The organism is Alginatibacterium sediminis, from assembly GCF_003610775.1.
Lineage (GTDB): Bacteria > Pseudomonadota > Gammaproteobacteria > Enterobacterales > Celerinatantimonadaceae > Alginatibacterium > Alginatibacterium sediminis.
Map to the genome: position 1 here is coordinate 253,668 of NZ_RAQO01000006.1, position 26,528 is coordinate 280,195.

Below are 26,528 nucleotides of genomic sequence, written 5' to 3' on the forward strand. Positions count from 1 at the left end.
CCTGACTATGTTAGGGTTTTTTTGTGGAGTTTATATGTCAGAGCGATCGTTATTAGCATCTAATCAATCAAGCCTGTTTTCGAATTTGCAGTCTAAAGGGCGTGCACTAGAGAGCCCTGATCACCATATATGGGGCGCATCACCTATTCTAGATGAACAGGGCAAGGTACATTTATTCTATAGTCGTTGGACTAACCGTGCATCCCATTATGGCTGGGTATTATGTTGTGAAGTTGCCCATAGTGTGTCTAACAGTCCAGAGGGACCATTTAAATTTGTAAACGTGGCTTTGACGACTGATGGCGACGATAGTTGGGATGGCTGGTCGATACATAATCCTACTATTCACAAAACTGACGACGGCTACGTCATGTTTTATATGGGGAGTTGTGGAAAAGAATTAGGGATTAGTAGGAATGAGTTAATTCAATTAAGCATTGATGACAAAGAAAAGTTTTGGCCTTACTTTCACGCCTTAGTTGCGACAAAAGCTGTTGGCGGGGCAGTATCTAAATCGTTAGACGGACCTTGGGAAAAAATTGGAACGATTGCATTGGTAGCGCCTGGAATCCAAGGTCAATGGGATGACTTTGTTACGTCTAATCCAGCTTATCTTCACCATCCAAATGGCGAACATTGGCTGTACTATAAGGCTTGGAATAAGAAAAGCGCTGAGTTTAATAATGGTAACCGTCAGTATGGACTAGCGATCGCCCAAAAAATTGAGGGACCATATATCAAAGTTGATTCCAACCCACTTATAGACTTCTCGCATTTGGGACCAAGCGTTCAATGTGAAGATGCTTATGTATTTATGCTAGGTAATCGCTTTCATATGCTTACCCGAGATATGGGTTATTTTGATAACCAAGTCGGTCTACATTTCCAATCCGTTGATGGTTTAGATTGGGGCTTGCCAAAAATTGCGTTTCGAAAAGCCAGCGAGCATATGGGGAATATCGACTATGAATCCAACTTTGACAGGCAGGGGGTTCTTGAACGGCCACAAGTGCTTATGATTGATCAAAAGCCAGCCTACTTATATTGTTGTTGCGTAGGCGGGCATTACCATACCTCAAGCTCTGTCATTCTAAAAATCGGCGACTAATATAGGTCTAAGGTACTTGCGTAGCCAATTTGCTTAAAGACCGAGGTTCTGCCTAATCTGATTAGAAGTCGTGTTGAGTTTCTCAATGATCGTCTCTGATTGCGTTTGCTTACTAAGTTTAGAGCTGAGTGACGAGACGGTCAGTGAAGCTATAATCTCTCCCTGGTTGCGACCTACCAAAACACTACAATCAATAACGCCATCCGCAATACTGCTTTCTCCACTAACATGGCCATTCTCTTGGATTGATTGCAGTTCTTTTAAAAATAAAGCCTTTTTGCTGGCGCTAAACGACAGGTATCTTTCATCTCGTTCCAGGATCATATCTCGAACGGTGTCTCGGCTATGCGCCAATAAAATTTTACCTGGACTAGTGGCTGACGTTGGCAACAAACTACCTTCATTGATGGATAAACTGATAGGGCTTTGGGGTCGTGCTTGTACAATTATCATCACCTTACTTTCATATAAAACCCCTAAATAACAGGACTGACCAATTTCTACTGCAAGCTCTTCCATTAGAGGCATAGCTTGTTGACGCAACTGGTCAATTGGCGACAAGGATCGGGTTAAACCATATAATTTTAAAGAAAGTTTATATTTACTAGAAATTTGATCTCTTAGTAAATAGCCTCGCGTCTCGAGTCCTATCAAGATGCGATAAATCTCGTTGGGTCCACGACCTAAGCCTTGTGCAATTTCTGCCTGTGACTGTGGGCTAGTTACGCTTGAAAGGTACTCAATGATATCTAAGCCTTTTTCTAAAGCTGGGGCGGCGTATTTGTTAGTCGTAGTGGCTGTCACTGGCTTTTTCCTAGATTAATACCAATCATTTTTACAATTTAAAGTGCTATTAAGTTCATGTGTTGTCCTATGTGAGTTCCATAGTTATTGGTAATTCTAACATAGACTTAGATTTACACCCGAGATTACAAATCTTCCTAAAAGTCATTTTTATCCCTTGAGTGAGTGATCAATGTTCAAAAAACTGTCAATGATCACAGAAGTAAAATTGCAGGGGATCAATATGAAGGGTATATTTGTATGTAAATGATACATTCAAATATAAAGGATAACAAATGTCTCGTAAAATTATAGATTTGAGCGGAAATCACTGGCAAATGGAGCGTATGCGCCCGGGGCAGGGGGTCGAAGAGCAGTTCCATTTATTGCCAGCTGAATATCAAGGTACAACCTTTAGTTGGAACTTCGCCTCTATCCCAGGCGACGTCTATACCGACTTATACAAAGCTGGGGAAATCGAAGACCCTTACTTCGGACGCAATATGCATAAGGCTAAGTGGGTTGGAGACTATGAGTGGTGGTATACCCATCGTTTCAATGTTGATGAGCTCTTGTCGGGTAAACAATTTCGTTTGGTCTTTTCTGGTGTTGATTACAGTTGCGAGATTTGGCTAAACGGTATCCGTCTTGGTGAACATGAGGGAATGTTCTCTAGCTTTGACTTTGACATATCTGAGTACGTCAATCTCGAACAGTGGCGTGGTGGCTCAAATATTCTAATGATAAAGCTTAATCCGCCACCAAAGAACTATCGAAATTGTGGCGGTAAAAAAGTTAACTTCTCTGGCGACTATTTTACTGGCTTAGTGCCTTTTGGTATTTGGCGGCCGATTCACATAGAAGTAACAGAGGCCGTTAGACTTAATGATTATCGTGTGGACTTTAAACTTCAGGGTAGCGACGCTGCGGCTGTGTTGTCATTTGAAACTGAAAACATGACCGATATAGCCCAGAGCTATCAAGCCAAGTGCGTATTCAAAGGACATAATTTTAGCGATACGGATCCGGTGATACATTCCTTCCCAGTGACTGTACAGCCCGGACAATCAGAACAGCAATGCCGTATTACACTTGAAGACGCAAAACTTTGGTGGCCCTGGGACATGGGAGATCAAAATCTTTATGAGTTAGAGATTACACTTGAGAAAGACACGGTTGTTATTGATCGACTACAAGACGTAGTTGGCGTGCGTGAAGTGACAATGGAGATGAACCCTGGCTTCACCCAAGAAGAAGCGGAGTATCCGTGGACCTTTATGATCAATGGACGTCGTCACTTCTTGCGCTCTGCGTGTTGGGGTGGACAACCTTCATTTTTCTATGGCCGTAATAGTCTTGAGAAGTATCAAGATCGAGTTAAAGCTGTTCGCGATGCAAATATTAATAACCTTCGAATATTTGGCTGGCATCCGCCAGAAACACCAGAGTTCTACCGTTTGTGTGATGAGTTAGGAATCACGGTTTGGACCAACTTTACCTTAGCTACTCAAGCTTATCCAAGTGACGAATCTTTCGTTAGTGGCGTTATTCACGAATGCGTTAGTACCGTAAAAGAGCGACGTAACCATCCATCTCTCATTTTTTGGATGGGCGGTGAAGAAGTATTCTTCTCTGGTGCTCATGAAGAGAGTGGCAACAAACAGTTAATGCTTGATATAGGCGACGCCGTTGCCGAATTAACAGATGTTCCTTATGGGCTAGCGTCACCATTGAGCTCTGCTTCAGCCGTAAACCTTGGATTCAAAACCAAAGAATCGATACATGCAAATGAGCATTATTATGGTGGCGGAATCGAGTTTATGGAGGAATACTACCCATCTTTAGATTGCGCGATAATCCCCGAGTTAACCGCTGCTTCTGCACCATGTGTTGAGAGTTTAGCTAAATTTATTCCTGAAGATGAACTCTGGCCTATGGGATTGTCTTGGGGTTATCACTGGGCCGATATCGATATTCTCAAGAACTTGAATTTTGAGGTCTTTAACGATTTTAAAATGGGATCTTTGGAAGAGTTTGTTGAAGCGACCCAGATTGCTCAGGGCACAGTACTGCAGTTTGCTTTAGAAACCTATCGACGCCGTAAGCCTAAAATGAGTGGCGTGTCATTGTGTCACTTTATAACGCATTGGCCGGATATCAAGTGGGGAATTGTCGATTATTATGGTGAAAAGAAAATTTCCTATGATTATGTTTATAAGGCATATCAGCCCTTGCTGCCCAGTTTAGAGTTTGAGAAACGTCGTTGGAATCCAGGTAGTAGTTTTGTGGCCAAAATCTGGATAGTGAATGACTTTCACCATTCTTATGCTGGATTGACACTGACTTGGGAGATTTTAGCGTCAGAGCAAGAATTGGCAACGGGTACGATTTTGGATATCGATGTGCTCAAAGACAGTTCAAAGTTATTTGAAGAAATAGAATGCCTTATTCCTGAGCATTTAAGCGACAGCTTTACTGTTGTACTGAAATTGAAGGATGGTGATTCAGTTCTATCAAGTAATCGCTATGAGTTGCTCATCGGAGATCAATCATTGGCTAAGCAGCGTAGTCTCGAGCATCTAGCCCTAAGTAAGAAAAATGCAGACAAGTATGGCTTAAGTGTATATCGCTACTGGCCAGAGCATTGGAACTTGGACTAAAACGCCAAACCGGTTCGTTCTTAGGACCTTGAAAGTTAGGCTAGTGCAGAAGTACTAGTTTGACTTTTGGGAAAAATAAAACACGATTTTTATGGAAAATTTCTTAACCATTGTGATTTTGTGACTATTGGTTGATGATTTTTGGTGGGGCTAAATCTTTCTGAAAGCCAATATTTTAGGGGTTTTACGATTTGGCTCACACTTGCTTGTATGTGTTTATGTTATCTTTACCTGAAATTGGTTAATCAATTTGTTTATTGGTACTGTAAGTTGTGCTTTAGGGCATGAATTCAGTAAATAAGGGAACTAAAAATGACAAACTTTGACCGCCGGATGCTGTTTATCTTGCCGGCACTTCTACTCTATTTAACGTTTTCGATATATCCGTTAATGAAAGGGGTTTCGCTATCTTTAACCGATTTCTCCGGTGTTGGTGAAGCCACCTGGGTAGGGCTAGAAAACTATAAAACTATCTTCGCCGATGCAAAGTATACCAAAGTTCTGACGAATACCTTCATTTACGGTTTTGTAGTTGTTGTTTTCCAAAACGGCATTGGTTTAATGTTTGCCGCTTTTCTTAATGAACTTCCAGGAGTAAGAAATTTTCTAAGAACTGCGCTACTTGTTCCCTCAATGCTGTCTTTGGTTATTGCAGGCTACATTTGGCAATACCTATATGCCCCTATGGGTGGAGGGATTAATGAGTTACTGGCGATGATAGGTTTATCCAATTTACAAAGTGTATGGTTGGGAGATTCGTCTATAGCCTTATTTTCGGTTGCTGGTGTCCACGTTTGGATGTTTGTAGGCTATTCCACCGCTATCTTCTTAGCCGGGTATGCGGGGATTTCTACTGAACTGCGTGATGCTGCCCGGATTGATGGCGTTTCTCCGTTTAAACGATTTTTACATTTAGATATCCCACTGCTTGCACCTGCAATTACAGTCAATATTACCTTAGCGACAATTGGTACCCTTAAGTCGTTTGAGTTTCCCTATATTATGACCTTGGGTGGTCCTGACAACGCGACTATGACGATGGGTCTAAAGATTTTCCTATTGCTATTCCAAGAGTTTAAGTTTGGCATGGCTGCCGCTCTGTCAGTCTTGATGATACTAGCTGTTGCAATAGTGGCGATGGTTCAAAACTCTTACCTTCGTTCACGTGAGGACCGTCTCTAATGTTGACTGTTAAAGCTAAGAAATATGTATATTCTACTCTTATGATAGCTGTTGGCTTTGTCATGCTAACGCCTGTTTTTTTCATGATTTCTATGTCGTTGAGAACACGACGAGAGATCATGCTAGACCCACTAGGCTTGCCAAAAACGATCAATTTAGACAATTACGGTTCGGTAATGGAGGGGATGAACTACGCACAATCGATGTTTAACACGGTTATGATTACCTTGTTGACGATTATTTGTGTATCGATCATTGCATCTTTAGCCGCTTATCCATTAGCAAGAATTCGCAACAAGGTCTCTAATTTCGTCTACATATTTATCACCTTGGGACTAGTGATACCACCATTCGCTGGTTTGACGCCACTGTACTTATTTATGCGCGATTTGGGCTTGCTAAATAGTCATGTGGGTTTGATTATCGTGTATACCGTAGCGAATTTGCCATTAGGCGTGTTTTTTTATACCAGCTTTATGAAGAGTATTCCTATTGAGCTTGAAGAGGCTGCTCGTCTTGACGGGGCAAGTTTCCTAAAAACCTATTGGTATATCATTTTACCTATGCTCAAACCTATTACGGGTACCCTCGCGTTGTTTGTGACATTAACCGTATGGAACGACATTGTGAATCCAATGCTATTTCTTACGGACGATAGTAAATTCACTATTATGACTGCTGTATTGAGATTTTTAGGAACATATAACGTTGATCCAACCCAGCTATTTCCAGCTGCGGTGTTAGCATCTGCTCCTTTACTAATATTCTTCTTGTTGCTGTCAAAACAGATTGTTGCGGGAATGTCGGCAGGGGCAGTCAAAAGCTAGTTTTCTTAGATATATTTATTGGTTTGGGCTTCTAATGATTGTTTTAGAAGCCCGTTTTTATTTAAGCCTTAAGTTGGTTTTCTTCTGTTTTTAACCACAACACATCGTAGCCTTTAAGTTCGATATCACCATATTGGTTTATTTGCTTTTCAGTCAATAAGTCCACGACTTTTTCAGCTGCCAAAATATCGCAAATGGATGCCGGAATACGCCGCTGATGTTCGCTAAAGTTACAAATAGCCAGCAGCTTGTCACCATTGTTTGCGATGCGCGCGTATGCAAATAGGTTAGATCGATAGGTGTCTAATATTTGGGTACGGGCTTGTCCAAATACTGGGTTGGCTTGGCGTATAGAAACCATTTGTTTGAGGTCTTGGTAAACCTGAGCTTGTACGCCCGAACCTGATTGCGCCTCAGCAATATCACTGTCGGTGATTTGCGGTCGGTTAACCCAGCGAGAATCGTCCTTCTTATAAGGGTCTTCCAGATAGCTGTGGTCGTTGAACATTCCTAGTTCGTCACCTTGATATATGAGCGGGATCCCACCGATGCTCAAGTTGATACTGTTGAGTAGACGGATACGTTTGAGTGCTAATCCCATCTCAATTTTATTGTTTGATTCCACTGCGGATTCTAAGCCGCTCAAAGCTGCTAGCGACCCACAAACACGGCAGTCACCGGTACTTGGATTTTCTTGAAATGGAACCCCTTGCGCAAATGAACCTTCAAAACGTCCCGTATAAAATTGGTTGAGAAAACGGCGGTGATCCTGCCCATCAATACCCAAGTTTTGTGCAACGTCGTCATCAAAGGTCCAGCCTATATCGTCGTGACAGCGAATGTAGTTAACCCAAGTACAGTCTTGGGAAATCTCAAAACTCTTTTTCAAGCTTGCGCTGAGAAGCTTGGTCTCTCGGGTCGCTAGACTTTCCCAAAGTAATGCCATTTGCAATGGGTTATATGACAATTGGCACTGTTCTTTTCCAATATATTTAGCAACTTCATCGGGGTGGACAATGGCTTCAGATTTAAACACAACACTTGGTGCCACAATTTTTAAGCAGGTGCTAAAGCATTCAATGAGCGTATGTGCTTTGGGGAGGTTTTCGCAGCTAGTCCATTTTTCTTTCCAGACAAAGGCTAAGGCATCTAATCGAAGGCCTTCACAACCAATGTTGGCCAAAAACAGCATTTCGTCGGTAATGGCAGTAAACACTGCAGGGTTTGAATAGTTTAAGTCCCACTGAAAGTTGTTAAAGGTAGTCCAAACCCATTTTTTGACTTTGGGTATGTAGGTAAAGCTACCGCGGCGTACGCTTGGAAAAATCTCACGGCAGGTTTGATTGTATTCTTCGACTTCGTGCTGGTTTTCAAAGAAATAGTAAAAGTCCTGCATTTGTGGATCGCCAGCAATGGCTGCTGTTGCCCATTGGTGTTCATTTGAGGTGTGATTAAAGACGAAATCAAGCACCAAGCTAATGCCAGCCTCGCGCAGCGCATTAGCTAAAGCTATAAGATCTTTTTCATTGCCGAGTCGTGGGTCGACTTTTCGATAATCAGAAACGGCGTAACCACCATCACTATCGCCCTCAGGACATAGATATAAAGGCATAAGGTGTAAGTAATTGACACCTAATTGCTGCAGATAAGGAATTTTAGTTTTTAGTTTTTTGAGGTCACCTGCAAAGAGATCTACATATACAGCCATGCCCAGCATTTGCTCACTGCGATACCAGGTCGGGTCGGCTAGACGCTCATTATCGCGCTTCTTCAATGCAAGTTTACGGTTTGAAAAATTGCTGGCTAAGGTGAATACCAACTGTTGCAGATGCAAAAAGAAGTCGTAGTGATCACCGTAGAGCTCATATAGATTCTGAGCGAGTTTGGGAAAATGCTGTTCAAGACGTTTTAAGAATATGGCTTCGTCTTTTTTACTTAGTTTGGGTAGCTCTATCGTGTTGAGCACTTGATGTAGAGCTTTATGGCCTTGTGCGAATGTCAGCATGGGCGTTCCTGAATAAAACTGTGTAGTTTAGTGCGGCGATTATCACTTGAGTTCAAGATAAATACCGTGATCCGTGTTCTAAAACGATTTAGCAGGCAGCGTCTAAGATCGAAGCGAAAAACGCTGTCGTATTTTAAAAACTTTCAAAAGGAATGTCCTTCAACAAAATCCCAATCAACCTGATGGAGATTGTTTTCCAAAGTACTTCCAAGTAGATATTTCATTGCAAGGCGACCCATCTTGTCGTGTGGAAGCTCCATGGTCGATAGCTTTGGCTTCATGTTTTTGGTGATTATTTCCATATTGTCAAAGGAACCAATGCCAATATCCTTGCCAACCTCAATCCCTTTCTTGGCAAAATAGAGATAAGCATCAAGTGCAATTTCATCTTTACCACAAATGATAGCATCAGGGGGATCGCTTGCATTAAATAGGGTATCTAAAATTTGATCCGTAATTTGTATGACTCCTTTCGAACTTTCAACTTCTGCGTAGTGAAGCAAGGCGTGATCAAATGCAATATTGTGTTTAGCAAGGGCATCCTGATAACCGCTTAAACGCCCCGAAGATGCAATAACATCTTGATGAATATTTAAGAACGCAATTCTCTGATAACCTTTATTTAGTAGGCGTTGGCTTAGCTCAAAGGCAGCTTGATGTTCGTTAGGTACGATAGCGGGAATCGCTTTGTCAGCACTAAAGCAGTTTGCTAGTACAACTGGCGTTCCTTCAAGTTCAGAAGGAAGCTCAACTTGTTGGTGGTACATGGTTGCGTAAATAATACCGTCGACCCGTAGATTCAGCATTTGTTCAATCGCTAGTGCACGGTCATTCTTGTTAACGTTGGCAGTAATGACTAATTTGTTATTGGTTCTTGCATAGCGTTGCGCTTCTTGAATTATGCTAACCGCAGGTGCCATAGAATGATTCGTTTCCATAAGCACCCCATAAACGCCTGATTTTTGATTCCGCATCATTTTTGCTGAGGTGTTTGGTCGATACTTCAGTACATCTATTGAGCGTAAGACTTTCTCTCGAGTTCTATCACGCACGAGTGGCTCATTGTTGATAACCCTAGCTACGGTTTTAAACGAAACACCTGCGTGAGCAGCAACATCTTTTATATTACTCATGTCGTCTTTAACTTATATAAGATTAGTTGATTATTTTTGCGGAGAATTGGGCTGCCAAAGCTGTCTGACAGACCATCAATAAACTAACGAACCGCAAAGCCACTTTCATCAAATAGATGTACATTTTCGATATCAGCCTCAAGCAAAATATCGCTGTTGTCATCATGGATGTAAATCCCTTCCATCTCAACTGAAACAGGATCATTTGCAAATTGTGTATATAGAAAACTGTGTCCACCAAGATTTTCTACAAGGTTCGGTTCGACTGTAATTCGAAATGTTTTACACGCGTCGCTGACTGCGTTTAAGTGCTCTGGTCGAACTCCGATAGTGACTCGTACGCCCGCTTTCAGTGTTCTTGTACGGTTCGGTAGAGTAACTGAACTGCCATCACCAAGTTTAACGGCCACCCCATCATCATCGCTGGCTATTACTTCAGCTTGTAGAAAGTTCATCTTAGGAGAACCAATGAATCCGGCCACAAACAAGTTCATAGGATACTGATAAAGCTCAAGAGGGCTGCCAATTTGTTCCACCCGTCCTTCATTTAAGACCACTATTTTGTCAGCCAATGTCATTGCTTCAACTTGATCGTGTGTCACATAGACCATTGTTGAGTCGAGTTCTTTGTGTAAACGCGCTATTTCCATACGCATTTGCACTCGTAATTCAGCATCTAAATTAGAAAGCGGCTCATCAAATAAAAAAACTTCTGGATTGCGAACAATAGCCCGTCCGATAGCCACTCGTTGGCGTTGTCCACCAGACATATTGGCAGGTTTTCGGTCCAATAATGGTTCGAGTTTTAGGGACTTGGCTGCCAGTTCTATCTTGTTATTCATCTCCTCTTTGTTGGTACCAGCGAGTTTCATGCTGAATCCGATGTTTTCGCGAACGGTCATATGTGGGTACAAGGCATAGGATTGAAATACCATTGCGATTCCGCGTTGAGAAGGCTGGAGGTGATTTACAACTTGGTCATTAATTTCAATACTTCCCTCAGTAATGCTTTCAAGACCTGCGATCATTCGTAATAGGGTCGATTTACCGCAACCTGATGGTCCTACAAATACTACGAATTCGCCATTTTTTATCTCGATGTCAACCCCATGGATGGTCTGAGTATCCCCAAAACGTTTGACGACATTTCCTAACTTTACACTGCCCATTAGAGCACCTCTTTGACTAATTCGTTAAATGAAATAATGTTGATGAAACCTTCGGTAGCGGTGATGTTAAACGGACCGAAGTCTTGATTGAACATGCTCTCGGTAGAGCTATACAAGCCATCAGATACCAGCAGTTCGAAGCTTGTTCGGTCGCGAACAATTGACAGTGTCAGCTGGTCACTTGCTCGAACCACAAAGCAGTTTTCATGCGGAAAATCTTGATTGAAACGACTAGAACCAGCGACATCTGTTTTACGTACACTGCTGATAACGATGTCGTCAGATTGACGTTTAAAGTGATAGACCAGATTGTTATGTGTAAATGGTGCAAGCGTGAATGCGCTACCCTCGGACATATTTAAGGTCATATGCATGACACTAGCTTGATTGCTTGGACTGAGCTCAACACTCTGATTTAGTTGCAGCTTGGTTTCATTGATATAGTTTTTATTTTGAACCAAACCTTCACATGGAAACGCTTGCGCAATCCGCAAACCTTGGGCTGTCGTTACTAAGGATAGCTCGCGAGGAAAACTCATCGCACTGCGGTGCGAAGTTGCGGGGACTTCATTGGCATACATCCAATTACTCATCCAAGCGATTGCTACGCAGCGGTTATCCGGTGTATTTGACCAACTTTGAGTCGCATAGAAATCGCGGCCGTAATCCATCCACAACACGGTGTCTGCAGGATTGATGTTGGAAAATGTTTTCCCGTCAAAATCACCTATTACATAGTGTGTACCGGAACCTGGAGTATAAACATTGCGCTCTATGATACCGATCACAAGAACCCAGCGTTTTACGCCTTGATCGTCAATCATTGGAAATAAGTCTGGGCATTCCCAAGGGCTATTGTTGTGGAAGGACTCGTGGCGACCCCAATTGGATTCTTTCTTCCACTGTTTGAGGTTGATTGAAGAGTAAATCCCAATTTCTTCGCCCTCGGTTACCACCATGTTCCAATGTTGGGCTTCTTCGTGCCATACAACCTTAGGGTCTCGAAAGTGCTTACTTCCAGAATTAGGAATTATTGGATTGATCGCAAGATGCTGGTCAAAACTAATACCATCTTTACTAGATGCAATTGAGCTCATTTGTAAGCCATCAGGCTGATTGCTCGATAAGCCAATTGTATTGGTATAAAAAGCGACCAAATTAAGATCGCCTTCATCAAAGAATCCTGTCACATTGTTTTTGTCTATCACGGCTGAGCCTGAAAAACATACGCCTAGTTCGTTGGGCTTTAATGCAATGGGTAAGTGTTTCCATTCCAGAAAATTATGACTAACGGCATGTCCCCAATGCATATCTCCCCATTGGTTTGAGTGAGGGTAGTATTGGTAGAAGAGGTGCCATTCTCCATTTACATAAACTAATCCATTGGGGTCGTTTAGCCATCCGAACGGAGCTGTGAAGTGTAACTCAGGGCGATACGGGTCTTTAGAAAGTAACATTTATAATACCTATATTTTTACTGAGCAAAGCAAGCTCAAAGCGTTTTGCTCAGTTGTAATATTGATTAACCTTTGATGCCTGCGCCGGCCATTGACTGGACAAACTGACGCTGGAATATAAGAAATACGAGTAATACCGGTAGGGTAATTAAAGACGCATATGCCATGACTTCTCCCCACTCAGTGTTATTTCCGAAAAATTGTTGAATACCTAGCATGACTGGTCGAACGCCTTCTGACTGGGTAAATAAAACCGGAAATAAGTATTGGTTCCAACCTCCAAGAAACTGCAAAATTGCCACCGTTGCTATTACTGGCTTGGACATTGGTAAAATGATGCGCCAGTAGATTTGAAACGGAGTCGCGCCATCAATTGCTGCTGCCTCGTCAAATTCTTTTGGAATATCCTTAAAAAAGGATACGAACAGAAAGATAAAAAATGGATTGGCAATCAATGGCAAAATTTGTACGTGATAGGTGTTTAGCCAAGTTGTTTCTAATACCAAGCCAGAATCCCAACCAATCCAAGGCAGATGTGAAACCAACATAAGGAGGGGTATCGCGATCCCATCAAGTGGGATAATCATTAGAGCAATGATAAAGGTTAGGATGAAGCCGCGACCTTTCCACTCCAACCTTACTAAGGAATAAGCAAGCATAGAGTTAACTAGCAAACTTAAAACTACAGTCGTAGTTGTGATAAAAAACGAGTTGAAAAAATACAAGCCAATGCGACTTGATTCGAACACGCTAACATAGTTGTCCAATGAAATATCACCGGTAGGAAGTACCGCAGCTATGCTGTATAAATCTTCAAAAATCTGCGCCTGGGGCTTAAGAGCGCTAGAAAACATGAACAAAAGTGGAAAGATAAAGATGTAGGCCAGAATCAACATCACGGCATACGTTAGTACCTTTTTCGGTGTCGCATATGGATCAACCGTGTTTAATACAATTGCAGAGCTCATTTAAGCCTCCTTCTTGGAAAAGTACATTTTCTGAAGCAGTGCAATGCTTAGAATGATAATGAAATACATCACGGTAATTGTTGAACCGTAGGCGGTGTCTTGTTCATTAAATCCTTTGTTTATCGCGTGCAGCATGACTGTCGACGTTGAATCAAGAGGGCCACCACCGGTCATTACATCGACCTGAACGAATAACCCAAATGCTGCAATCGTCGTCGAAATCATGACAAAAGTAATGGTGTGTTTAAGACCGGGTAGGGTGATATATCGGAACTTTTGCCACTCGTTTGCACCATCAATTGATGCTGCTTCATAACGGTCAACCGGGATCCCTTGCAGCCCAGCTAGGAAAATTAACATCTGTACACCAGCGCCTTGCCATGCCGACATAATTACAATCGCTTTCATTGACCACCGTTCATCCCCCAGCCAATTAATATTGTCTACCAAGCCAAACGTGAGCGTGTTGATGTATTGATTAATCAATCCAAAATCTTTGTGGTACAAGAAAGTCCATACGATTGCGACCACGACCATAGAAGTGACTACGGGGGCAAAATATAGCGTTCTGAAGAAATTGGTGCCTTTCAGTTTGCGATTAATCAGTAAAGCTAGGCCAAGCGCTAAACCGCATTGCAAGGGAATGACCATCAATGCAAAAGCGATGGTGTTGTAGAGGGATTTCCAAAAAATGGGATCTCTAGCTAGAATTACAACCTTGTCATTTTCGCCCCATGAGAACGATGTTAACTCGTAGTAAGACCTTAATTCAGGGTAATTACTCTTTAAATGACGGCGTACTCTCGGATATTTAATGTCACCATCTTTATCCAGTTTGATAAGGCCTTCATCGTTGCGCTCAGCATTAAGTACTATGTAGTTCACCGATAATAGTTGTGCATAATTGTCTATACCGACAAATTCGGTGGCATTAGGTGACAGCAAGCGAGAATTGGTAAAAGACATAAAGATCGCCATTATAAAAGGGATCAGCAGAAACAAGCCAAGTCCTATAAACGCGGGCGATCCCATCCCAATGCCATACTTTGTACTAATATTCATTTTTCTTATCTTCGCTGGAGTTGAATTTGATGCCGTTGATTTAGGATTGGGCACCTTCAACGATGTCACAGTTTTATTCATTAGTGTCACCATAAATTAAGAATATAGGCCTCACCAATTTGAGACCCATGGTTCACTTGCTTTATTTCATTGGAAAGCCATAACCGTTGTTTCTCTCAATGGAAGCTTCGATGTTATCGACAGCAATATCTAATGCTTCTACTGGGTCTTTTCCATCGAGTACATCGTGCATCGCCTTATCAAAGGAGCTTGAAATAACCGCGTAAGCAGGCGTCTCAGGACGTAATTGAGCGTATTGACCAGAGAACTCGTAGAATCCGCGCCATTTACCACCATTTTGGTAATGTGGGGTTAAAGCTGCTGCTTTATCAGACGTAGGAATCAAGCTGGTTGCAACTGAAATGTTGGCAATTTCTTGTGCAGAGGCAAGGTGATTCAAAAAAGCGGCTGCCGCATCAGGAGTCTTGCAGGCTGTTGTCGCCGCCCAATGCCAGGAGCCGCCACCAATTGATGGTCCATTACCAAAATCAGGCACAGGTAAAATGGCTAAGTCGTCACCAAATTTTTCATCAAACCTTCCGACTGCCCACGATCCAGTATATTGCAATCCAACGCGGCCAGCGGGAAAGCCATCCGAATCAGATGGTCGGCGATCAATATATCCATCAGTGACTAACGAGCGCATCCACTCTGCAAACTCAATAGCTTGATCGGAGTTGAGCGTGCCGTCAGATTCAACATAGTTGGTTCTGTCGATCAGATCAGCTCCCCAAGAAATCATCATCGGAGACCAGGCATACGGAACCCATTCACCGGTATTCCCAGCTTCAATGTCAAAAGCATATGGAAATTTGCCAGTTGCTTTAATCTTTTCTAGAACAGCCATAAACTCATCTTTAGTCCAAGGCTTATCAACGGTCGGAGTTCTAGCACCAATTTCTTTTAGTAGCGATTTAGTTGTGAAAAGGGACAACGCTACATCGAATTGGCCGACAGAATACACCTTACCGTTGTACGTACCTTTGCCAGATGTATTAATTTGAGCTAGAAGTTCGTCATCCATAAACCCATCTAATGGGCGCAAGAATTCATTCCAGGCAAAATTGGGTACCAGCGGTTGATCAAGGTCTAGTATGCAAGGCAGTTGGCCTGCTTTGGCGGCTGCTGTTACCGTTTGGGTATAAGTACCCTCTGGGATTGACTCTTGAACGATGGTCCATTGGTCCTGAGAAGCGTTAAAGCGATTGACCATATCTTGAGACGCTTTCATTTCTGCTTCGCCAGTTTGGTGTCGCCAAATCGTGACTTCTTGTGGGGCTGCCATTGCTGTTGCAGAGATGATCCCCAAAGTGAGTGCTGAAACACTGCATGTAAGTTTTTGCATGATAATTCCTTATTATGACAACGTTGTAATTTTTGTCCAATCATATTGGATGGGTAAATCCTATGCACAGATGTATACTCATGCAACACTGCTAAATCGGTTTTGCAGGTTTAGCTCACACATTTTTTTCTAGTATGGGTATGACTGTGCTTTCGTAACCGCTTGTCGCTGATTTTAATTTTTTGATCGTAAATGCAGTTTAGAAGGCAGTATTATCGAGAGTCTTGGCATCGCTGAATTCCCCATTAAAGCGCCAGCCTTATCAAACAAAGTTTTCGCGATCAGTTGGCAATCTTGTTCTATTGAGTCAATGCTTTTGGGTAAGCAATCTAATATGGAATAGTTATCAAACGTGGCAATCTTCATATCAGTGGCAAGTAGTTTATGCTCACTTAAGTACCTTAAAACACCTTCTAAAAGTGAATACGATGCCGTGAAGAGGGCCGGGGGAAGGCCATTAAACTGAGAAACTACATCTGACATTAACAAATACCCGGAGTCGCTTTGATAGTCTTTGTGGAAAACGTGCTCGGGTTTAAAGTTTAGTTTAGCATCGCAAAGACCTAGCTTAAAACCTTCTAAGCGGTCTCGACTAGGGCTTAGCTCAAATTGCCCTCCTATGTACACGCATTCAGATAAACCTTGGGCTAGTTTTGCGACTACTTGTCTGGTTGATTGTACTTGGTCGCTGCACACTGAAGAAATATAATCACTCTGAATATTGCGGTCAAAGAACAGCACCGGCGTCGTAGCATGAATATCACGATAGTAGCTATCGTCACTCATGCTTGACGCTACAATTAGTAAATCAACTTGTCTATCCAGTAAGCTTTGAACAGAGGCTTTTTCAAGTTCAATATTGTCTTCAGAACTAGCGATTAACAGCTGATAATTATTATCGCGATAAAGTCTTTCAAGTTCTTTGACTACGTTAGCAAACCCAATGTTACATAAGTCTGGTATGACAATCCCAACCGTAGAGCTGATTTTAGATTTCAATGCAAGCGCATAGCGATTCGGGCGGTAATTGTATTTTTTTACAATCCGCTCTACTTTTTTGACGGTGTCTTCGGTGATGCGATGTTTCTTGGCATGACCATTTAGGACAAAACTGACCGTAGATTTAGACACACCGGCAAGTGCTGCGATGTCGGCTATCTTCAGATTTTTCTTATTTTCATCTACGCTCATATCTACCACGTTAATGCATTGTCGACCGCTGGGTTTGCAATGCTACTTCGCACACCCAACAATTGAAATCGTTAGTTTTCAGTTTGTAAAACTGTGGTCAAAAAATTCTGTTCAGCTCACATTTTTGAACGATAAGCATATCTGATTTTACGAAAAACTTTACTGCTAAATCGTTTTAGCGGATAGTTGTTTTATTCGTAACAACGAGGTGATACTAAAATGAACAATGTTTGGGTAAGCGGCGACGCTGTTGTTGATCTCATTCCTGATACACAAACTACTTATCTTAAATGTCCTGGTGGTGCACCAGCAAATGTAGCCGTCGCGATTGCTCGCTTAGGAGGAAAGGCTGCGTTTATAGGTAGAGTTGGACAAGACCCTTTAGGGCGGTTTATGTTGCAAACGCTGCAAGACGAGTCAGTTGATACCAGTTCGATGGTACTTGACCCAAAGCAACGCACATCAACAGTCATCGTGGATTTATTTGAAGGCGAGCGTAGTTTCACTTTCATGGTGAAGCCTAGTGCCGATCAGTTTCTTCAGCCATGCGATATCCCAAAGTTTGAAGCCAATCAATGGTTACATGTGTGCTCAATATCTTTGGCCAATGAGCCAAGCCGCAGCACAACATTACAAGCGATGCGGGATATTAAAGCAGCTGGTGGATTTGTTAGCTTTGATCCCAATTTACGCGAAGAGGTTTGGGAACATCCAGATCAGATTAAGTCGGTTGTAGCTCAAGCACTTTCCTTGGCCGATGTGATTAAGTTTTCTGACGACGAGTTACTGTTTCTCACCGGAGCGGATAGCCAACAAGCAGGGCTTAACAAAGTTGCCGACTATGGCGCAAGCTTAGTGATCGTCACTCAAGGGGCTAAAGGTGCTTTGGTTGTCTTTCAAGGGGAGCAACGCTTGCTTGCACGAGTACCCATTGTACCGGTTGATACAACTGGCGCTGGTGATGCTTTTGTTGGAGGTTTACTGGCTAATTTAGCGCGAACTCAAGACTGGCAGCAGTGGACGATAGTAGAAGACGCCGTTAACTGGGCCAACGCCTGTGGGGCTTTAGCAACGACTCAAAAAGGCGCCATGACAGCCTTACCAAGCGAAACTCAACTACGAGCTTTTCTGTAATCAACAGCTTTTACTAGACTTACCAAAGTTTGAGCGTTGATTAACTTGACCTTGAGCTAAAAGGTTTGTCCAAAAAAGAATTCAGTTTGTAAGCTGGTTACTCGCGTGAGTATAGGCTGATTTGGATGATTAAGCCGATAGATCAGTTTTTCGGCAGCGATTTTACCAATTTGCTCACGTGGAGTAACAACGGACGCTAAACTTGGGCTAATCACACTGGCAATGTTGTGACCATGAAACCCGATAATCGATAGGTCTTCGGGTACTTTTATTCCAAGGCGCTGGCTTTCAAATAGAGCGCCAATGGCTAAGTCATCGTTGGTACAACAAATAGCGTCAAAATTTGGGTATTTGTTCACCGCTTCTTGCAGCAACTTAGCGCCCAAGCTATAGGATGACGCTTCAATGGTACTAACCAGTCGAGGTTCTATATTCGCGGCTTCACAGGCGGTTTCATATCCGTGAATTTTTAACTGAGTTCGCTCATCCATACGCGCTGCCAAGTAGACGATGCGTTTTCGTCCTTTAGAAATAAGTAGATTTGTGGCATCCATACTGGCTTTAGCGTTGTCAAAACCAACGGCTTGTTGCATGGGGGGAGACACTGAATCCATGATTTCAACAATCGGAATACCCGAGGCATTGAGTATGCGTTTTGAGCGCTCGGTGTGGAAACTTTCCGATAGAATTATACCGTCGACGTTGTAGCCTAGTAGCACTTCTATGCGTTTTTCTTCAACGTGTTTCCCATAGCCATAGTGCGCAATCATGGCCTGATAACCCTGGGGTTCAATTACATGTTCAATGCCTCTAAGCACGTGATCAAACACCTGATTAGTCAGTGACGGCAGTAATACACCTATGGAATAGCTTTTAGCTTTCGACAGAATATCCGGAGCGCGGTTAGGTACATAACCGATGTCGATAACAACTTGCTGTATTTTGCTTCCTACAGACTCGGAAACTTTGTTCGGATCTCTCAAATAACGGCTTACCGTCATTTTTGTAACCCCAACTCTATCCGCAATATCCTGTAGGGTTGGTCGCTGTTTCTTAAAGCTCATAGATCCCATACATAGTCAGTGTGATTGCCAATTTGAGTCGACAAAGTTTTAAATACTTTCGATATCAGTAAGTAACAGCGGAGCATTGCAAAACCTCTATAGCAAGTGCTAGAGCAGTCAGCTGGCTTTGCAATGGCCGAGGATTAGAAAATACTCGCGCCTTGTTCCGCACTCGAGATGCTTTCGCGAAATAAGCTAAACAAGTCGCGACCACTGCCAAAGGTTTCAACAGGTTTGTAGTCGCAGGCGTCTCGGTGTTGAATATTTTCCAATACGTTTACCTTTCCGCTCTTGCCATCCACTTCGATTAAATCACCATCTACAATTTTGGACAATAGCCCGCCTCGATTCGCTTCTGGAGTGATGTGGATTACTGCCGGTACTTTACCTGAAGCGCCCGATAATCGACCGTCGGTTAAAAGTGCCACCTTAAAGCCTTGTTTCATCAGATTGCCCATAATTGGCATTAATTTGTGTAGCTCAGGCATGCCATTAGCCGACGGCCCATTGAAACGCACCACAATCACTGAATCTTGTTGTAGTTGTCCCAATTTGTAGGCGCGTTCAACGGCGTGTTGGCAGTCAAATACGCGAGCGGGAGCTTTGATTCGCTGTTGGTCATGGGCCACTGCACTGACCTTCATGATGCCTCGCCCAAGGTTACCGCTGAGCAGTCTTAATCCGCCGGATGGACTAAAGCAATGATCATAACTAGCTAATACTTTTGTGTTGCTGCTCTGGGTTGCGTGTTGATAGTTAAGCTCTTGGTTTGCATCTAAATATGGACTGGTCACATAGTCCTTCATGCTGCCATATACTGGATTGGCATCCATAAAAATAAGCCCGCGCTGAGCTAAGTTTGCCATTAAACTTGGTACCGCGCCGGCGTTCTGAAAATCGTTGATATCAGCGCTACCGTTGGGGTACATTTTTACGAGCATTGGCACCACTTGTGAAAGTTTGTCTAGATCATCCCAATTGATTAGCCACCCAGCAGCTTTAGCAATCGCGACTAAATGAATGGTGTGATTGGTACTGCCTCCAGCCGCTAACAAGGCTACCAAACCATTGATAACTGATTTTTCGTCCACGACATAAGCAAGTGCTTTAGGGCTGTTATTGATGGCTGAAACACTGGCAAGGTAGGTAGCAATGTGTTGAGTTAGTTTGTTACGCAAGGGGTCATTGGGATGAACGAAAGCTGAGCCTGGTAGCATTAAGCCCATGGCTTCCAATACCAGTTGGTTGGTGTTTGCGGTTCCGAAAAAAGTACAGGTACCAGCGCTATGGTAAGACTTACATTCCATAGCTAACAAGTTTGATTTATCAATTTCTCCTGCAACAAACTGCTGGCGAGTTTTTACTTTTTCATCGTTGCTTACACCACTGGCCATTGGTCCAGATGGCACAAATGCCGTCGGTAAATGGCCAAAAGCAAGAGCGCCGATAAGCTGACCCGGGGCTATTTTATCGCAGACACCTAATAATAAGGTGCCGTCAAAGGTGTTATGACTTAATGAAATGGCAGTGGCTTGGGCGATTAGGTCACGCGAAAACAGTGACAGTTCCATGCCTTGATTGCCTTGGGTAATCCCATCACACATAGCCGGAACACCGCCGGCGATTTGAGCGCTATTACCTAGACTGGTAACTGCGCCCTTTATTATTTCTGGGTAGTTGGAATAAGGTTGATGCGCACTTAACATGTCGTTGTAAGAAGTGACGATGCCTAAGTTAGTTTTGGTGAAATCTAAAATGGCTACTTTATCCGCATCGCTGCTAGCGGCAACGGTGTGCGCCAAATTTCCACAACCTAGACCACTACGTTGTTTACCTTTGTTAGCTTGAGCTTTGATGTTGTTGAGGTATGTTCTACGGCTTTGCTTACTTCGTTGGATTATCACTTTAGCCACTTCGGCTACCACAGCATTAATCGTCATTGTGTAGGTCCTATATTTGAGCGCTTAAAGCGCTTTAATTTTGGCTAAAATCTCTTGAATCATTTGTTTTGGAGCTTGTTTCAAACTAACGTGTATTGCTTCTCGCTCTGAGGGTTCAACTAGCGCTTTAAATTGGCTCTCTAGCATGCTTGGCCCCTTAAAATAATGGTTCTTTCGACTACTCATTCGCGACCAGATAGTGTCAAAATCGCCTTTGAGATAGACAAACTGAAGCTCGCTACACTGGCGACGTAAGATATTGCGATACTCGGGTTTTAACGCTGAGCACGCGAGTACCAGATTTGGCTGCTCAAGAATCAATTCGCTAAGTTTGAGTAGCCAAGACTGTCGGTCGTCATCAGTTAGTGGTGCACCGCTTTGCATTTTTTCAATATTGCTTTGGCTGTGGTAGTCATCTCCATCGAAAAAATTAAGGTCTAAGGCTTTTGCCAAAGCCTTACCGATCGATGACTTACCACATCCTGAAACGCCCATAACGACGACTTTTGTTTTCATGGAGTTCACTTTAACTAAAGGGATAATCGATATGCTTACTGCCACCACAACGCCAGCTTAGGAAACAGAATGACCAAGGTAAGCACTGAGATTTGCAGGGCAATAAAGGGTAGTAGTGCTGTGAAAATTTCGCCTAAACTGATGTCTTTGGGGGCAACTGATTTTAAGTAGAAGGCTGCTGGTCCAAAAGGTGGCGATAAAAAAGCAACTTGCATATTGAGACAAAAAACTACACCAAACCATACTGGATCCATGCCTAAGCCTATGATAATAGGTACAAAAATAGGCATTGTTAGTAGTGCAACGCCTACCCAATCTAGAAACATACCCAACACAAACAAGATGACCATCATAATAATGAGGGTGGTCATTGCATCGCCACCACTAAGCGTGAGAATACTGGTCTCAACGAAATCGATACCGCCCATCAGGTTATAGACCCCGACTAAAGCGGAGGCTCCAATCCCTATCCACATAATCATGCCGCAAGTGCGCATGGTTGCTATGGTTGATTCTTTAAGCATGTTCCAATTGAGTTCTTTACGTATCGCAGCACTAATTGCGATACCGACAACACCTAAAGCTGAAGCTTCGGTTACAGATGCAACACCGGTGTAAATACTACCGAGTACGGTTGCGACTGAAAGCAGCGGAAAAAAAAGTGCTTTGAAGAAACTAGGGTTATTTTGAGCATCGCGCGCAAGTTCTTCTTCGCTGGGGAGTGGCGCTAAACTCGGGTTAAGTTTGCAGCGAATTAACACATAAGCGATATAAAATAGGGCGAGGATTAATGCCGGTAAAAATGAGGCTTTGAATAAATCGCCAATTGATACTGAGGCCGATAAGCCGTAGATTATCAATACAATGCTTGGAGGCAACATGGTGCCTAGAGCACCGCCGGCACAAGTGGTACCAATAGCTAGTTTGCGATCGTAACCCAAGCGCAGCATTTGTGGCAGTGCGATAATACCCAACAATACCGTTTCACCTCCAATAACCCCCGACATAGAGGCTAAAATCACGGCGACGATTAAGGTTTGTACCGCCACACCGCCACGCACTCGACGTCCAACTGATTTCATCGCATCGAATAAGTCTCTAGCGATCCCTGAACGGTCTAATAGCGCGGCCATTAATACAAACATAGGCACAGCTAAAAACACATAACCGCTAACGAAGCTGAAAATTCGACTAGTAACCAGAGGTAGGGCATCGACTCCAAACCAGCCGAGCGTAAAAATCAGTGCGACTAAACCGGTGACAAACGCTAGTTGCATACCCGTTAACAGTAAGCCAATCATCAGTACCAGCATCAGCAAACTACCGTATGCAATACCGAGCGAAGATAAATCAAACATCGTCTTCTTCCTGTAATCCTTGGATTTCACTAATTAAGTGCAGCGTGAACTGAATAAACATCAGACTCACGGTCACGAGAATTAAGCCCTTGAGTAGGGCTGGGAATGGGGGATCCCAAGCAGTACCTGAGGTTTCAAGACGCATCTCTCCCCATGGTGTAAACCAAGAGTTACTAACCATTTGCCATGCCGCAAAGACCAAAAGCCCGCTGAATAACAATCCAGCCAAATGATGGAAGATGTTTAGGTAGCGTTTAGTTCTAGCTGATACCGAGTCATAAATTAAAACAACGCGCACATGTTTGTCGGTTGCTAATGCGTAAGCGCCGCCAATGACAAATAGTGACCCTCCAAGAAACGAAGCCGTTTCATGGACCCAGATTGTCGGCGAATTGAATACATAGCGACTAAGTACTTCGTAAAATGAGATAAGGACAGTAAAAGCAAATAGTAGGCTGAGTAGCTCGCTTACTTTGGCTATCGATCTGTCTAAGATATTGTTAGGCCTTGGGGCCTCAATGTTGTCTGAGCTATTCATATGAAAAATCCGAAATTGTAGGGAGTACGACTTACTCCCCCTACGTAATAGCTTGTTATAGAAGACCAGAGTCTTTTAGATAAGTTGTAATTGATTCATATACTTTTTGTGCGTTTGGTGAGCGCTGGGCATATTTTTCCCACTCACCCATGGCAATGTTACGAAACTTTTTACGTTCATCAGCTGACCAGTCATGTATTGTGATATCGGGATTAGCTTGAGCTTCTTTAACCGCCATTTGGTCTGCGATACTGAGTTGAGTGGTAATGTCCTGAGCAAAGTCACGTACTGAAACGGTCATTATTTCTTGCAGATCAGCCGGCAATTTGTCCCACTTCTTTTGGCTCATCGAGATATCGATGGTTGGCAGTGAGTGGAAGCCAGGCTGAACAGGGTGAGGTGCTATGTCGTTCATACCTGCTTTGTGGTTAGTGGAAAATACGGTGTAGTCAGCCGCATCGATAACGCCTTTACTTAGGCCGGTAAAAACTTCAGAACCGGGTAAATTAACCGGGGCAGCTCCAGCGGCAGCAAAAATTTGTTGGACCAAGCCTTCTGGTGCGCGAAGTTTCAGGCCTTTTAAGTCATCAACGCCATCCAGCGGTACTTTGGATACAAAAGCCTCAACACCAGTGGTTGAGCCGCCTAAATACTTCACTCCATAGGGCGCATACAGTTCAGTCATCAATTCATAGCCACCGCCATAATTAATATATTGCAACAATTGGCTGGTGTCAGACCAAGCTCCAACCATGTTACCAATCAGTCCAAAGGCTGGATCTTTACCTGAAAAGTAGCCCGTTGCGGTGATATGACCGTCAAGTACGCCCATTCTGATGGCATCCAAGGTTTCAGTATGTTTGACCACTGAGGCGACCGGTAGCAGGTCTATATCGATGCGACCTCCAGACATAAGCTCTACACGCTCGGTCCATTCCTTCTGAACTTGGAAGTTTTTATCACCTGATGGGTCGCTAGATTGGAACTTGTAATTGAACTCAGCTGCAAATACTGAAGACGACAGTAGGGCAAGTGCAATAGCACTGGTGATGGTGCTTACTTTAGTTGTCATGAGTTAATCCTTTACTCTGGTAGCTAAACCGGTGTTACCGGGAACACGAGCAAAGTTACCGGTAACATTGAGTAACATCTTAGACATTGGTCACAATTAGTTTAAAAAATGCACATTTATCTGTAAGTAAGGTCTTTTCAAGTTTATGGCGACTCTTATTGGAAATCAGCTCTACTCAATGACAAGCTTTTTTATACAAAGAATGAAAGACTTAGTATTGGTGTATGCTTACGAGAATTGGGTTTTCGGCAGGGTAAAGTGTGTTTAAGAACGTTCTAGTCCTTGGATGTGGTTGTTTGTTTGGTGTTGCTGGACACTATATCTATATAAATGTTCCAGATGCTGATGGGCATGCCGCGCGTCATATAGTGACGGAGATTGGCCGTAATCTGGAGCAAGAAATTAGTGAGGATAATTACAGTTGCGGGCTATACGAGCAGCAAACTGTAGGTTCGGTACTTAGCGACATGCTCAGCTCTAGCATTGCGCATAAACTCAATCCTTTGTCAGCGGGGTGTTTCGAAACAACTTGCTCATTATCGGTGAGCTATTGCAGGCCATGGCAAACTCAGGAATGTAATCAAACTTTTTTGATCTATCAACGAGACCAAAATGATGATGCCATTTTAGGTTCGTTTAAGTGTATAGATTTGCCATAATTGAGGGAAATCGCAGCTTTTAAGCGACGTTTAATCCAAAAGGAATGAAATGAAAAAGTACTTAGTTCTATATCTAATATTTTCCTTTCACAGTGCGTTTGCCTCCAATGAAGTGGTTGATTGTGAGAATGCAGTCTCTACACCAGACATTAACTATTGCGAAGGGCTAGAACTTGCAAAAGCAGAACAGCAAATGCAGCGTTACTTAGAAACGAGCCTATCGCATAACAGCTTTGATCAGCCTTTGGTCGACGCGATAGGACAGGCTCAAGTTAAGTGGCTAGCCTATCGTGAAGCTCACTGTGATGCTGTTTATACCATGTGGAGAGAAGGCAGTATTCGCGGATTGATGTCTTTATCGTGCCAAATAAAGCTTACCAAACAGCGCAGTTTCGATCTGTGGGAAAATTACTTAACCTATATGGATAGCACTCCACCGGTGTTAGAACAACCGTAGTAACGGCCAATTGGAACTATTGGAAATCCAGTTTGGGAAAGTATGTATCAATTCGCATCACATTCGGTCTAGTACATCTTTTACCGAAGCTCGGAACGAATTGAGCTGAACCCTTAGTTCTTTGCACTCCTGATCTTGCCAACAAAAGATTTCAGTCTTTTTTTGCTCAAACTCTACATCAGTGAGATAACTTAGCTCTTCCCCATAGAGGTACATTTGCTCGGTTGTATTTCTTAGCCCCTCGATGACGATGCTTTCACCTGAAGCTAACTCACAGATAAGTTTTTCTACAGCGTTTATTTGCCCCATGGCGATTGAACCTTTGATTGATGAAAAAACTGACTTAAAACGATCCGCCAAGCCGTAAAGCTTAGTGCAAACTTCATGTTCATTGTAGCTGCCTATTAGCGCACTCGGAGCTTGTTTTAGGTGGACGGAAAGTTGTTGTGAGCTAGGGATTTGTTTGCTGGCGTTGATATAAACGATCGTCAATTCAATTGACCTTTCCATCTGAGTTTGTACTCCAAGCAGAACCTCACGTATTTCTGTTCTATTGGCTTTATCTTTTGCCGGCAGCGCAATAATCAAATCAGAGAAGGTGCTTACAATTTTATCTAGCAGTAACATATAGTCTCCAAAACTGTTTACAGGCAGCTTATTTGTTCGCCTAAATCTCTAAATCAAAAAACTAATAAGCTTAGCCCTTATTGAAAATGGTTCGCGACTAGCGCGCCTCCTTTGAGTATAGTTCAGCAAATTAGCTTGTTGAGTTTTAGCTCATGCAAGGCATCTCAGATAAACGCTTACTTTTACGAATCGACTTACGCTCATTTGGCAGTC

The 26,528-nt window shown here is 43.0% G+C and carries 23 protein-coding genes; 7 read left to right on the forward strand and 16 right to left on the reverse strand.

The window, feature by feature from the left end; translation table 11 throughout:
- The first annotated feature begins 34 nt into the window (after positions 1–34).
- Positions 35–1,108 carry a glycoside hydrolase family protein gene (locus DBZ36_RS11945; RefSeq protein ID WP_120355180.1) on the forward strand — a complete coding sequence of 358 codons (1,074 nt, stop codon included), beginning with the start codon at positions 35–37 and terminating at the stop codon, positions 1,106–1,108.
- Positions 1,109–1,141: 33 nt separating this feature from the next.
- Here the strand turns inward: DBZ36_RS11945 and DBZ36_RS11950 are convergent, their stop codons facing one another.
- Complete coding sequence (locus DBZ36_RS11950; RefSeq protein WP_120355181.1) at positions 1,142–1,912, reverse strand: IclR family transcriptional regulator; 771 nt, start codon at positions 1,910–1,912, stop codon at positions 1,142–1,144.
- A gap of 275 nt (positions 1,913–2,187) precedes the next feature.
- Between DBZ36_RS11950 and DBZ36_RS11955 the strand changes: the two genes are divergently transcribed.
- The 3 genes from DBZ36_RS11955 to DBZ36_RS11965 all read left to right on the forward strand — a co-directional run bounded on the left by DBZ36_RS11955 (position 2,188) and on the right by DBZ36_RS11965 (position 6,560).
- Positions 2,188–4,551: a glycoside hydrolase family 2 protein gene (locus DBZ36_RS11955; RefSeq protein WP_120355182.1), complete on the forward strand. Its 2,364-nt coding sequence runs from the start codon at positions 2,188–2,190 to the stop codon at positions 4,549–4,551.
- Positions 4,552–4,863: 312 nt separating this feature from the next.
- On the forward strand, positions 4,864–5,733 hold the full coding sequence (locus DBZ36_RS11960; RefSeq protein ID WP_199711849.1) for a carbohydrate ABC transporter permease: 870 nt from the start codon (positions 4,864–4,866) through the stop codon (positions 5,731–5,733).
- 119 nt (positions 5,734–5,852) lie between these two features.
- Positions 5,853–6,560 carry a carbohydrate ABC transporter permease gene (locus DBZ36_RS11965; protein ID WP_199711850.1) on the forward strand — a complete coding sequence of 236 codons (708 nt, stop codon included), beginning with the start codon at positions 5,853–5,855 and terminating at the stop codon, positions 6,558–6,560.
- Between the two features lie 61 nt (positions 6,561–6,621).
- Here DBZ36_RS11965 and DBZ36_RS11970 read toward each other — a convergent pair whose 3' ends face one another.
- The 8 genes from DBZ36_RS11970 to DBZ36_RS12005 all read right to left on the reverse strand — a co-directional run bounded on the left by DBZ36_RS11970 (position 6,622) and on the right by DBZ36_RS12005 (position 16,950).
- A complete protein-coding gene (locus DBZ36_RS11970; protein ID WP_120355184.1) occupies positions 6,622–8,565 on the reverse strand; it encodes an alpha-amylase family protein in 1,944 nt (647 codons plus the stop codon).
- A gap of 143 nt (positions 8,566–8,708) precedes the next feature.
- Entirely contained in the window at positions 8,709–9,698 is a 990-nt protein-coding gene (locus DBZ36_RS11975) for a LacI family DNA-binding transcriptional regulator (RefSeq protein ID WP_120355185.1), read from the reverse strand.
- An 83-nt stretch (positions 9,699–9,781) separates the two neighbouring features.
- Entirely contained in the window at positions 9,782–10,867 is a 1,086-nt protein-coding gene (locus tag DBZ36_RS11980; RefSeq protein ID WP_120355186.1) for an ABC transporter ATP-binding protein, read from the reverse strand.
- Positions 10,867–12,324, reverse strand: a complete 1,458-nt coding sequence (locus DBZ36_RS11985) for a glycoside hydrolase family 32 protein (protein WP_120355187.1) — start codon at positions 12,322–12,324, stop codon at positions 10,867–10,869. Before DBZ36_RS11985 ends, DBZ36_RS11980 begins: the two co-directional genes overlap by 1 nt.
- A 65-nt stretch (positions 12,325–12,389) precedes the next feature.
- A complete protein-coding gene (locus tag DBZ36_RS11990) occupies positions 12,390–13,292 on the reverse strand; it encodes a carbohydrate ABC transporter permease (RefSeq protein ID WP_120355188.1) in 903 nt (300 codons plus the stop codon).
- A complete protein-coding gene (locus DBZ36_RS11995; RefSeq protein WP_199711851.1) occupies positions 13,293–14,354 on the reverse strand; it encodes a carbohydrate ABC transporter permease in 1,062 nt (353 codons plus the stop codon).
- A gap of 142 nt (positions 14,355–14,496) precedes the next feature.
- Entirely contained in the window at positions 14,497–15,759 is a 1,263-nt protein-coding gene (locus DBZ36_RS12000) for a sugar ABC transporter substrate-binding protein (RefSeq protein WP_120355189.1), read from the reverse strand.
- 174 nt (positions 15,760–15,933) lie between these two features.
- Positions 15,934–16,950: a LacI family DNA-binding transcriptional regulator gene (locus tag DBZ36_RS12005; RefSeq protein WP_120355190.1), complete on the reverse strand. Its 1,017-nt coding sequence runs from the start codon at positions 16,948–16,950 to the stop codon at positions 15,934–15,936.
- Between the two features lie 219 nt (positions 16,951–17,169).
- On the opposite strand from DBZ36_RS12005, the gene DBZ36_RS12010 reads away from it, so the two are divergent.
- Positions 17,170–18,084, forward strand: coding sequence for an aminoimidazole riboside kinase (locus DBZ36_RS12010; protein ID WP_120355191.1), 915 nt, complete (start codon positions 17,170–17,172; stop codon positions 18,082–18,084).
- 56 nt (positions 18,085–18,140) lie between these two features.
- On the opposite strand, the gene DBZ36_RS12015 is transcribed toward DBZ36_RS12010, so the two are convergent.
- The 6 genes from DBZ36_RS12015 to DBZ36_RS12040 form a co-directional block, all read right to left on the reverse strand.
- Positions 18,141–19,148 carry a substrate-binding domain-containing protein gene (locus DBZ36_RS12015; protein WP_120355192.1) on the reverse strand — a complete coding sequence of 336 codons (1,008 nt, stop codon included), beginning with the start codon at positions 19,146–19,148 and terminating at the stop codon, positions 18,141–18,143.
- A 143-nt stretch (positions 19,149–19,291) separates the two neighbouring features.
- Complete coding sequence (gene edd, locus DBZ36_RS12020) at positions 19,292–21,082, reverse strand: phosphogluconate dehydratase (protein WP_407641488.1); 1,791 nt, start codon at positions 21,080–21,082, stop codon at positions 19,292–19,294.
- 30 nt (positions 21,083–21,112) lie between these two features.
- Complete coding sequence (locus DBZ36_RS12025; RefSeq protein WP_120355194.1) at positions 21,113–21,604, reverse strand: gluconokinase; 492 nt, start codon at positions 21,602–21,604, stop codon at positions 21,113–21,115.
- Between the two features lie 35 nt (positions 21,605–21,639).
- Positions 21,640–22,962: a TRAP transporter large permease gene (locus DBZ36_RS12030; RefSeq protein WP_120355195.1), complete on the reverse strand. Its 1,323-nt coding sequence runs from the start codon at positions 22,960–22,962 to the stop codon at positions 21,640–21,642.
- A complete protein-coding gene (locus DBZ36_RS12035) occupies positions 22,955–23,500 on the reverse strand; it encodes a TRAP transporter small permease subunit (RefSeq protein ID WP_120355196.1) in 546 nt (181 codons plus the stop codon). Before DBZ36_RS12035 ends, DBZ36_RS12030 begins: the two co-directional genes overlap by 8 nt.
- A gap of 55 nt (positions 23,501–23,555) precedes the next feature.
- Positions 23,556–24,572, reverse strand: a complete 1,017-nt coding sequence (locus DBZ36_RS12040; RefSeq protein ID WP_120355197.1) for a TRAP transporter substrate-binding protein — start codon at positions 24,570–24,572, stop codon at positions 23,556–23,558.
- 260 nt (positions 24,573–24,832) lie between these two features.
- Here DBZ36_RS12040 and DBZ36_RS12045 point away from each other — a divergent pair, with 260 nt between their 5' ends.
- Complete coding sequence (locus DBZ36_RS12045) at positions 24,833–25,231, forward strand: hypothetical protein (protein ID WP_147395023.1); 399 nt, start codon at positions 24,833–24,835, stop codon at positions 25,229–25,231.
- 49 nt (positions 25,232–25,280) lie between these two features.
- Positions 25,281–25,688 (forward strand): lysozyme inhibitor LprI family protein, encoded by a 408-nt coding sequence (locus DBZ36_RS12050; protein ID WP_120355199.1) that lies wholly within the window; start codon positions 25,281–25,283, stop codon positions 25,686–25,688.
- A 57-nt stretch (positions 25,689–25,745) separates the two neighbouring features.
- Here DBZ36_RS12050 and DBZ36_RS12055 read toward each other — a convergent pair whose 3' ends face one another.
- The gene (locus tag DBZ36_RS12055; RefSeq protein WP_120355200.1) at positions 25,746–26,315 is read right to left on the reverse strand and encodes a hypothetical protein; all 570 of its coding nucleotides are present in this window, start codon (positions 26,313–26,315) and stop codon (positions 25,746–25,748) included.
- Positions 26,316–26,528 lie beyond the last annotated feature (213 nt).

Bases quoted from the DNA above. Each gene is read 5' to 3' on its own strand.
- DBZ36_RS11970 (WP_120355184.1), bottom strand. From the start codon at position 8,565: ATGCTGACATTCGCACAAGGCCATAAAGCTCTACATCAAGTGCTCAAC.
- DBZ36_RS12055 (WP_120355200.1), bottom strand. From the start codon at position 26,315: ATGTTACTGCTAGATAAAATTGTAAGCACCTTCTCTGATTTGATTATT.
- DBZ36_RS11975 (WP_120355185.1), bottom strand. From the start codon at position 9,698: ATGAGTAATATAAAAGATGTTGCTGCTCACGCAGGTGTTTCGTTTAAA.
- DBZ36_RS11955 (WP_120355182.1), top strand. From the start codon at position 2,188: ATGTCTCGTAAAATTATAGATTTGAGCGGAAATCACTGGCAAATGGAG.
- DBZ36_RS12005 (WP_120355190.1), bottom strand. From the start codon at position 16,950: ATGAGCGTAGATGAAAATAAGAAAAATCTGAAGATAGCCGACATCGCA.
- DBZ36_RS11990 (WP_120355188.1), bottom strand. From the start codon at position 13,292: ATGAGCTCTGCAATTGTATTAAACACGGTTGATCCATATGCGACACCG.
- DBZ36_RS11995 (WP_199711851.1), bottom strand. From the start codon at position 14,354: ATGAATATTAGTACAAAGTATGGCATTGGGATGGGATCGCCCGCGTTT.
- DBZ36_RS12025 (WP_120355194.1), bottom strand. From the start codon at position 21,604: ATGAAAACAAAAGTCGTCGTTATGGGCGTTTCAGGATGTGGTAAGTCA.
- DBZ36_RS11965 (WP_199711850.1), top strand. From the start codon at position 5,853: ATGCTAGACCCACTAGGCTTGCCAAAAACGATCAATTTAGACAATTAC.
- DBZ36_RS11985 (WP_120355187.1), bottom strand. From the start codon at position 12,324: ATGTTACTTTCTAAAGACCCGTATCGCCCTGAGTTACACTTCACAGCT.
- DBZ36_RS11945 (WP_120355180.1), top strand. From the start codon at position 35: ATGTCAGAGCGATCGTTATTAGCATCTAATCAATCAAGCCTGTTTTCG.
- DBZ36_RS12050 (WP_120355199.1), top strand. From the start codon at position 25,281: ATGAAAAAGTACTTAGTTCTATATCTAATATTTTCCTTTCACAGTGCG.
- DBZ36_RS12015 (WP_120355192.1), bottom strand. From the start codon at position 19,148: ATGAGCTTTAAGAAACAGCGACCAACCCTACAGGATATTGCGGATAGA.
- DBZ36_RS12035 (WP_120355196.1), bottom strand. From the start codon at position 23,500: ATGAATAGCTCAGACAACATTGAGGCCCCAAGGCCTAACAATATCTTA.
- DBZ36_RS12040 (WP_120355197.1), bottom strand. From the start codon at position 24,572: ATGACAACTAAAGTAAGCACCATCACCAGTGCTATTGCACTTGCCCTA.
- DBZ36_RS11960 (WP_199711849.1), top strand. From the start codon at position 4,864: ATGACAAACTTTGACCGCCGGATGCTGTTTATCTTGCCGGCACTTCTA.
- DBZ36_RS12010 (WP_120355191.1), top strand. From the start codon at position 17,170: ATGAACAATGTTTGGGTAAGCGGCGACGCTGTTGTTGATCTCATTCCT.
- DBZ36_RS12030 (WP_120355195.1), bottom strand. From the start codon at position 22,962: ATGTTTGATTTATCTTCGCTCGGTATTGCATACGGTAGTTTGCTGATG.
- DBZ36_RS11980 (WP_120355186.1), bottom strand. From the start codon at position 10,867: ATGGGCAGTGTAAAGTTAGGAAATGTCGTCAAACGTTTTGGGGATACT.
- DBZ36_RS12000 (WP_120355189.1), bottom strand. From the start codon at position 15,759: ATGCAAAAACTTACATGCAGTGTTTCAGCACTCACTTTGGGGATCATC.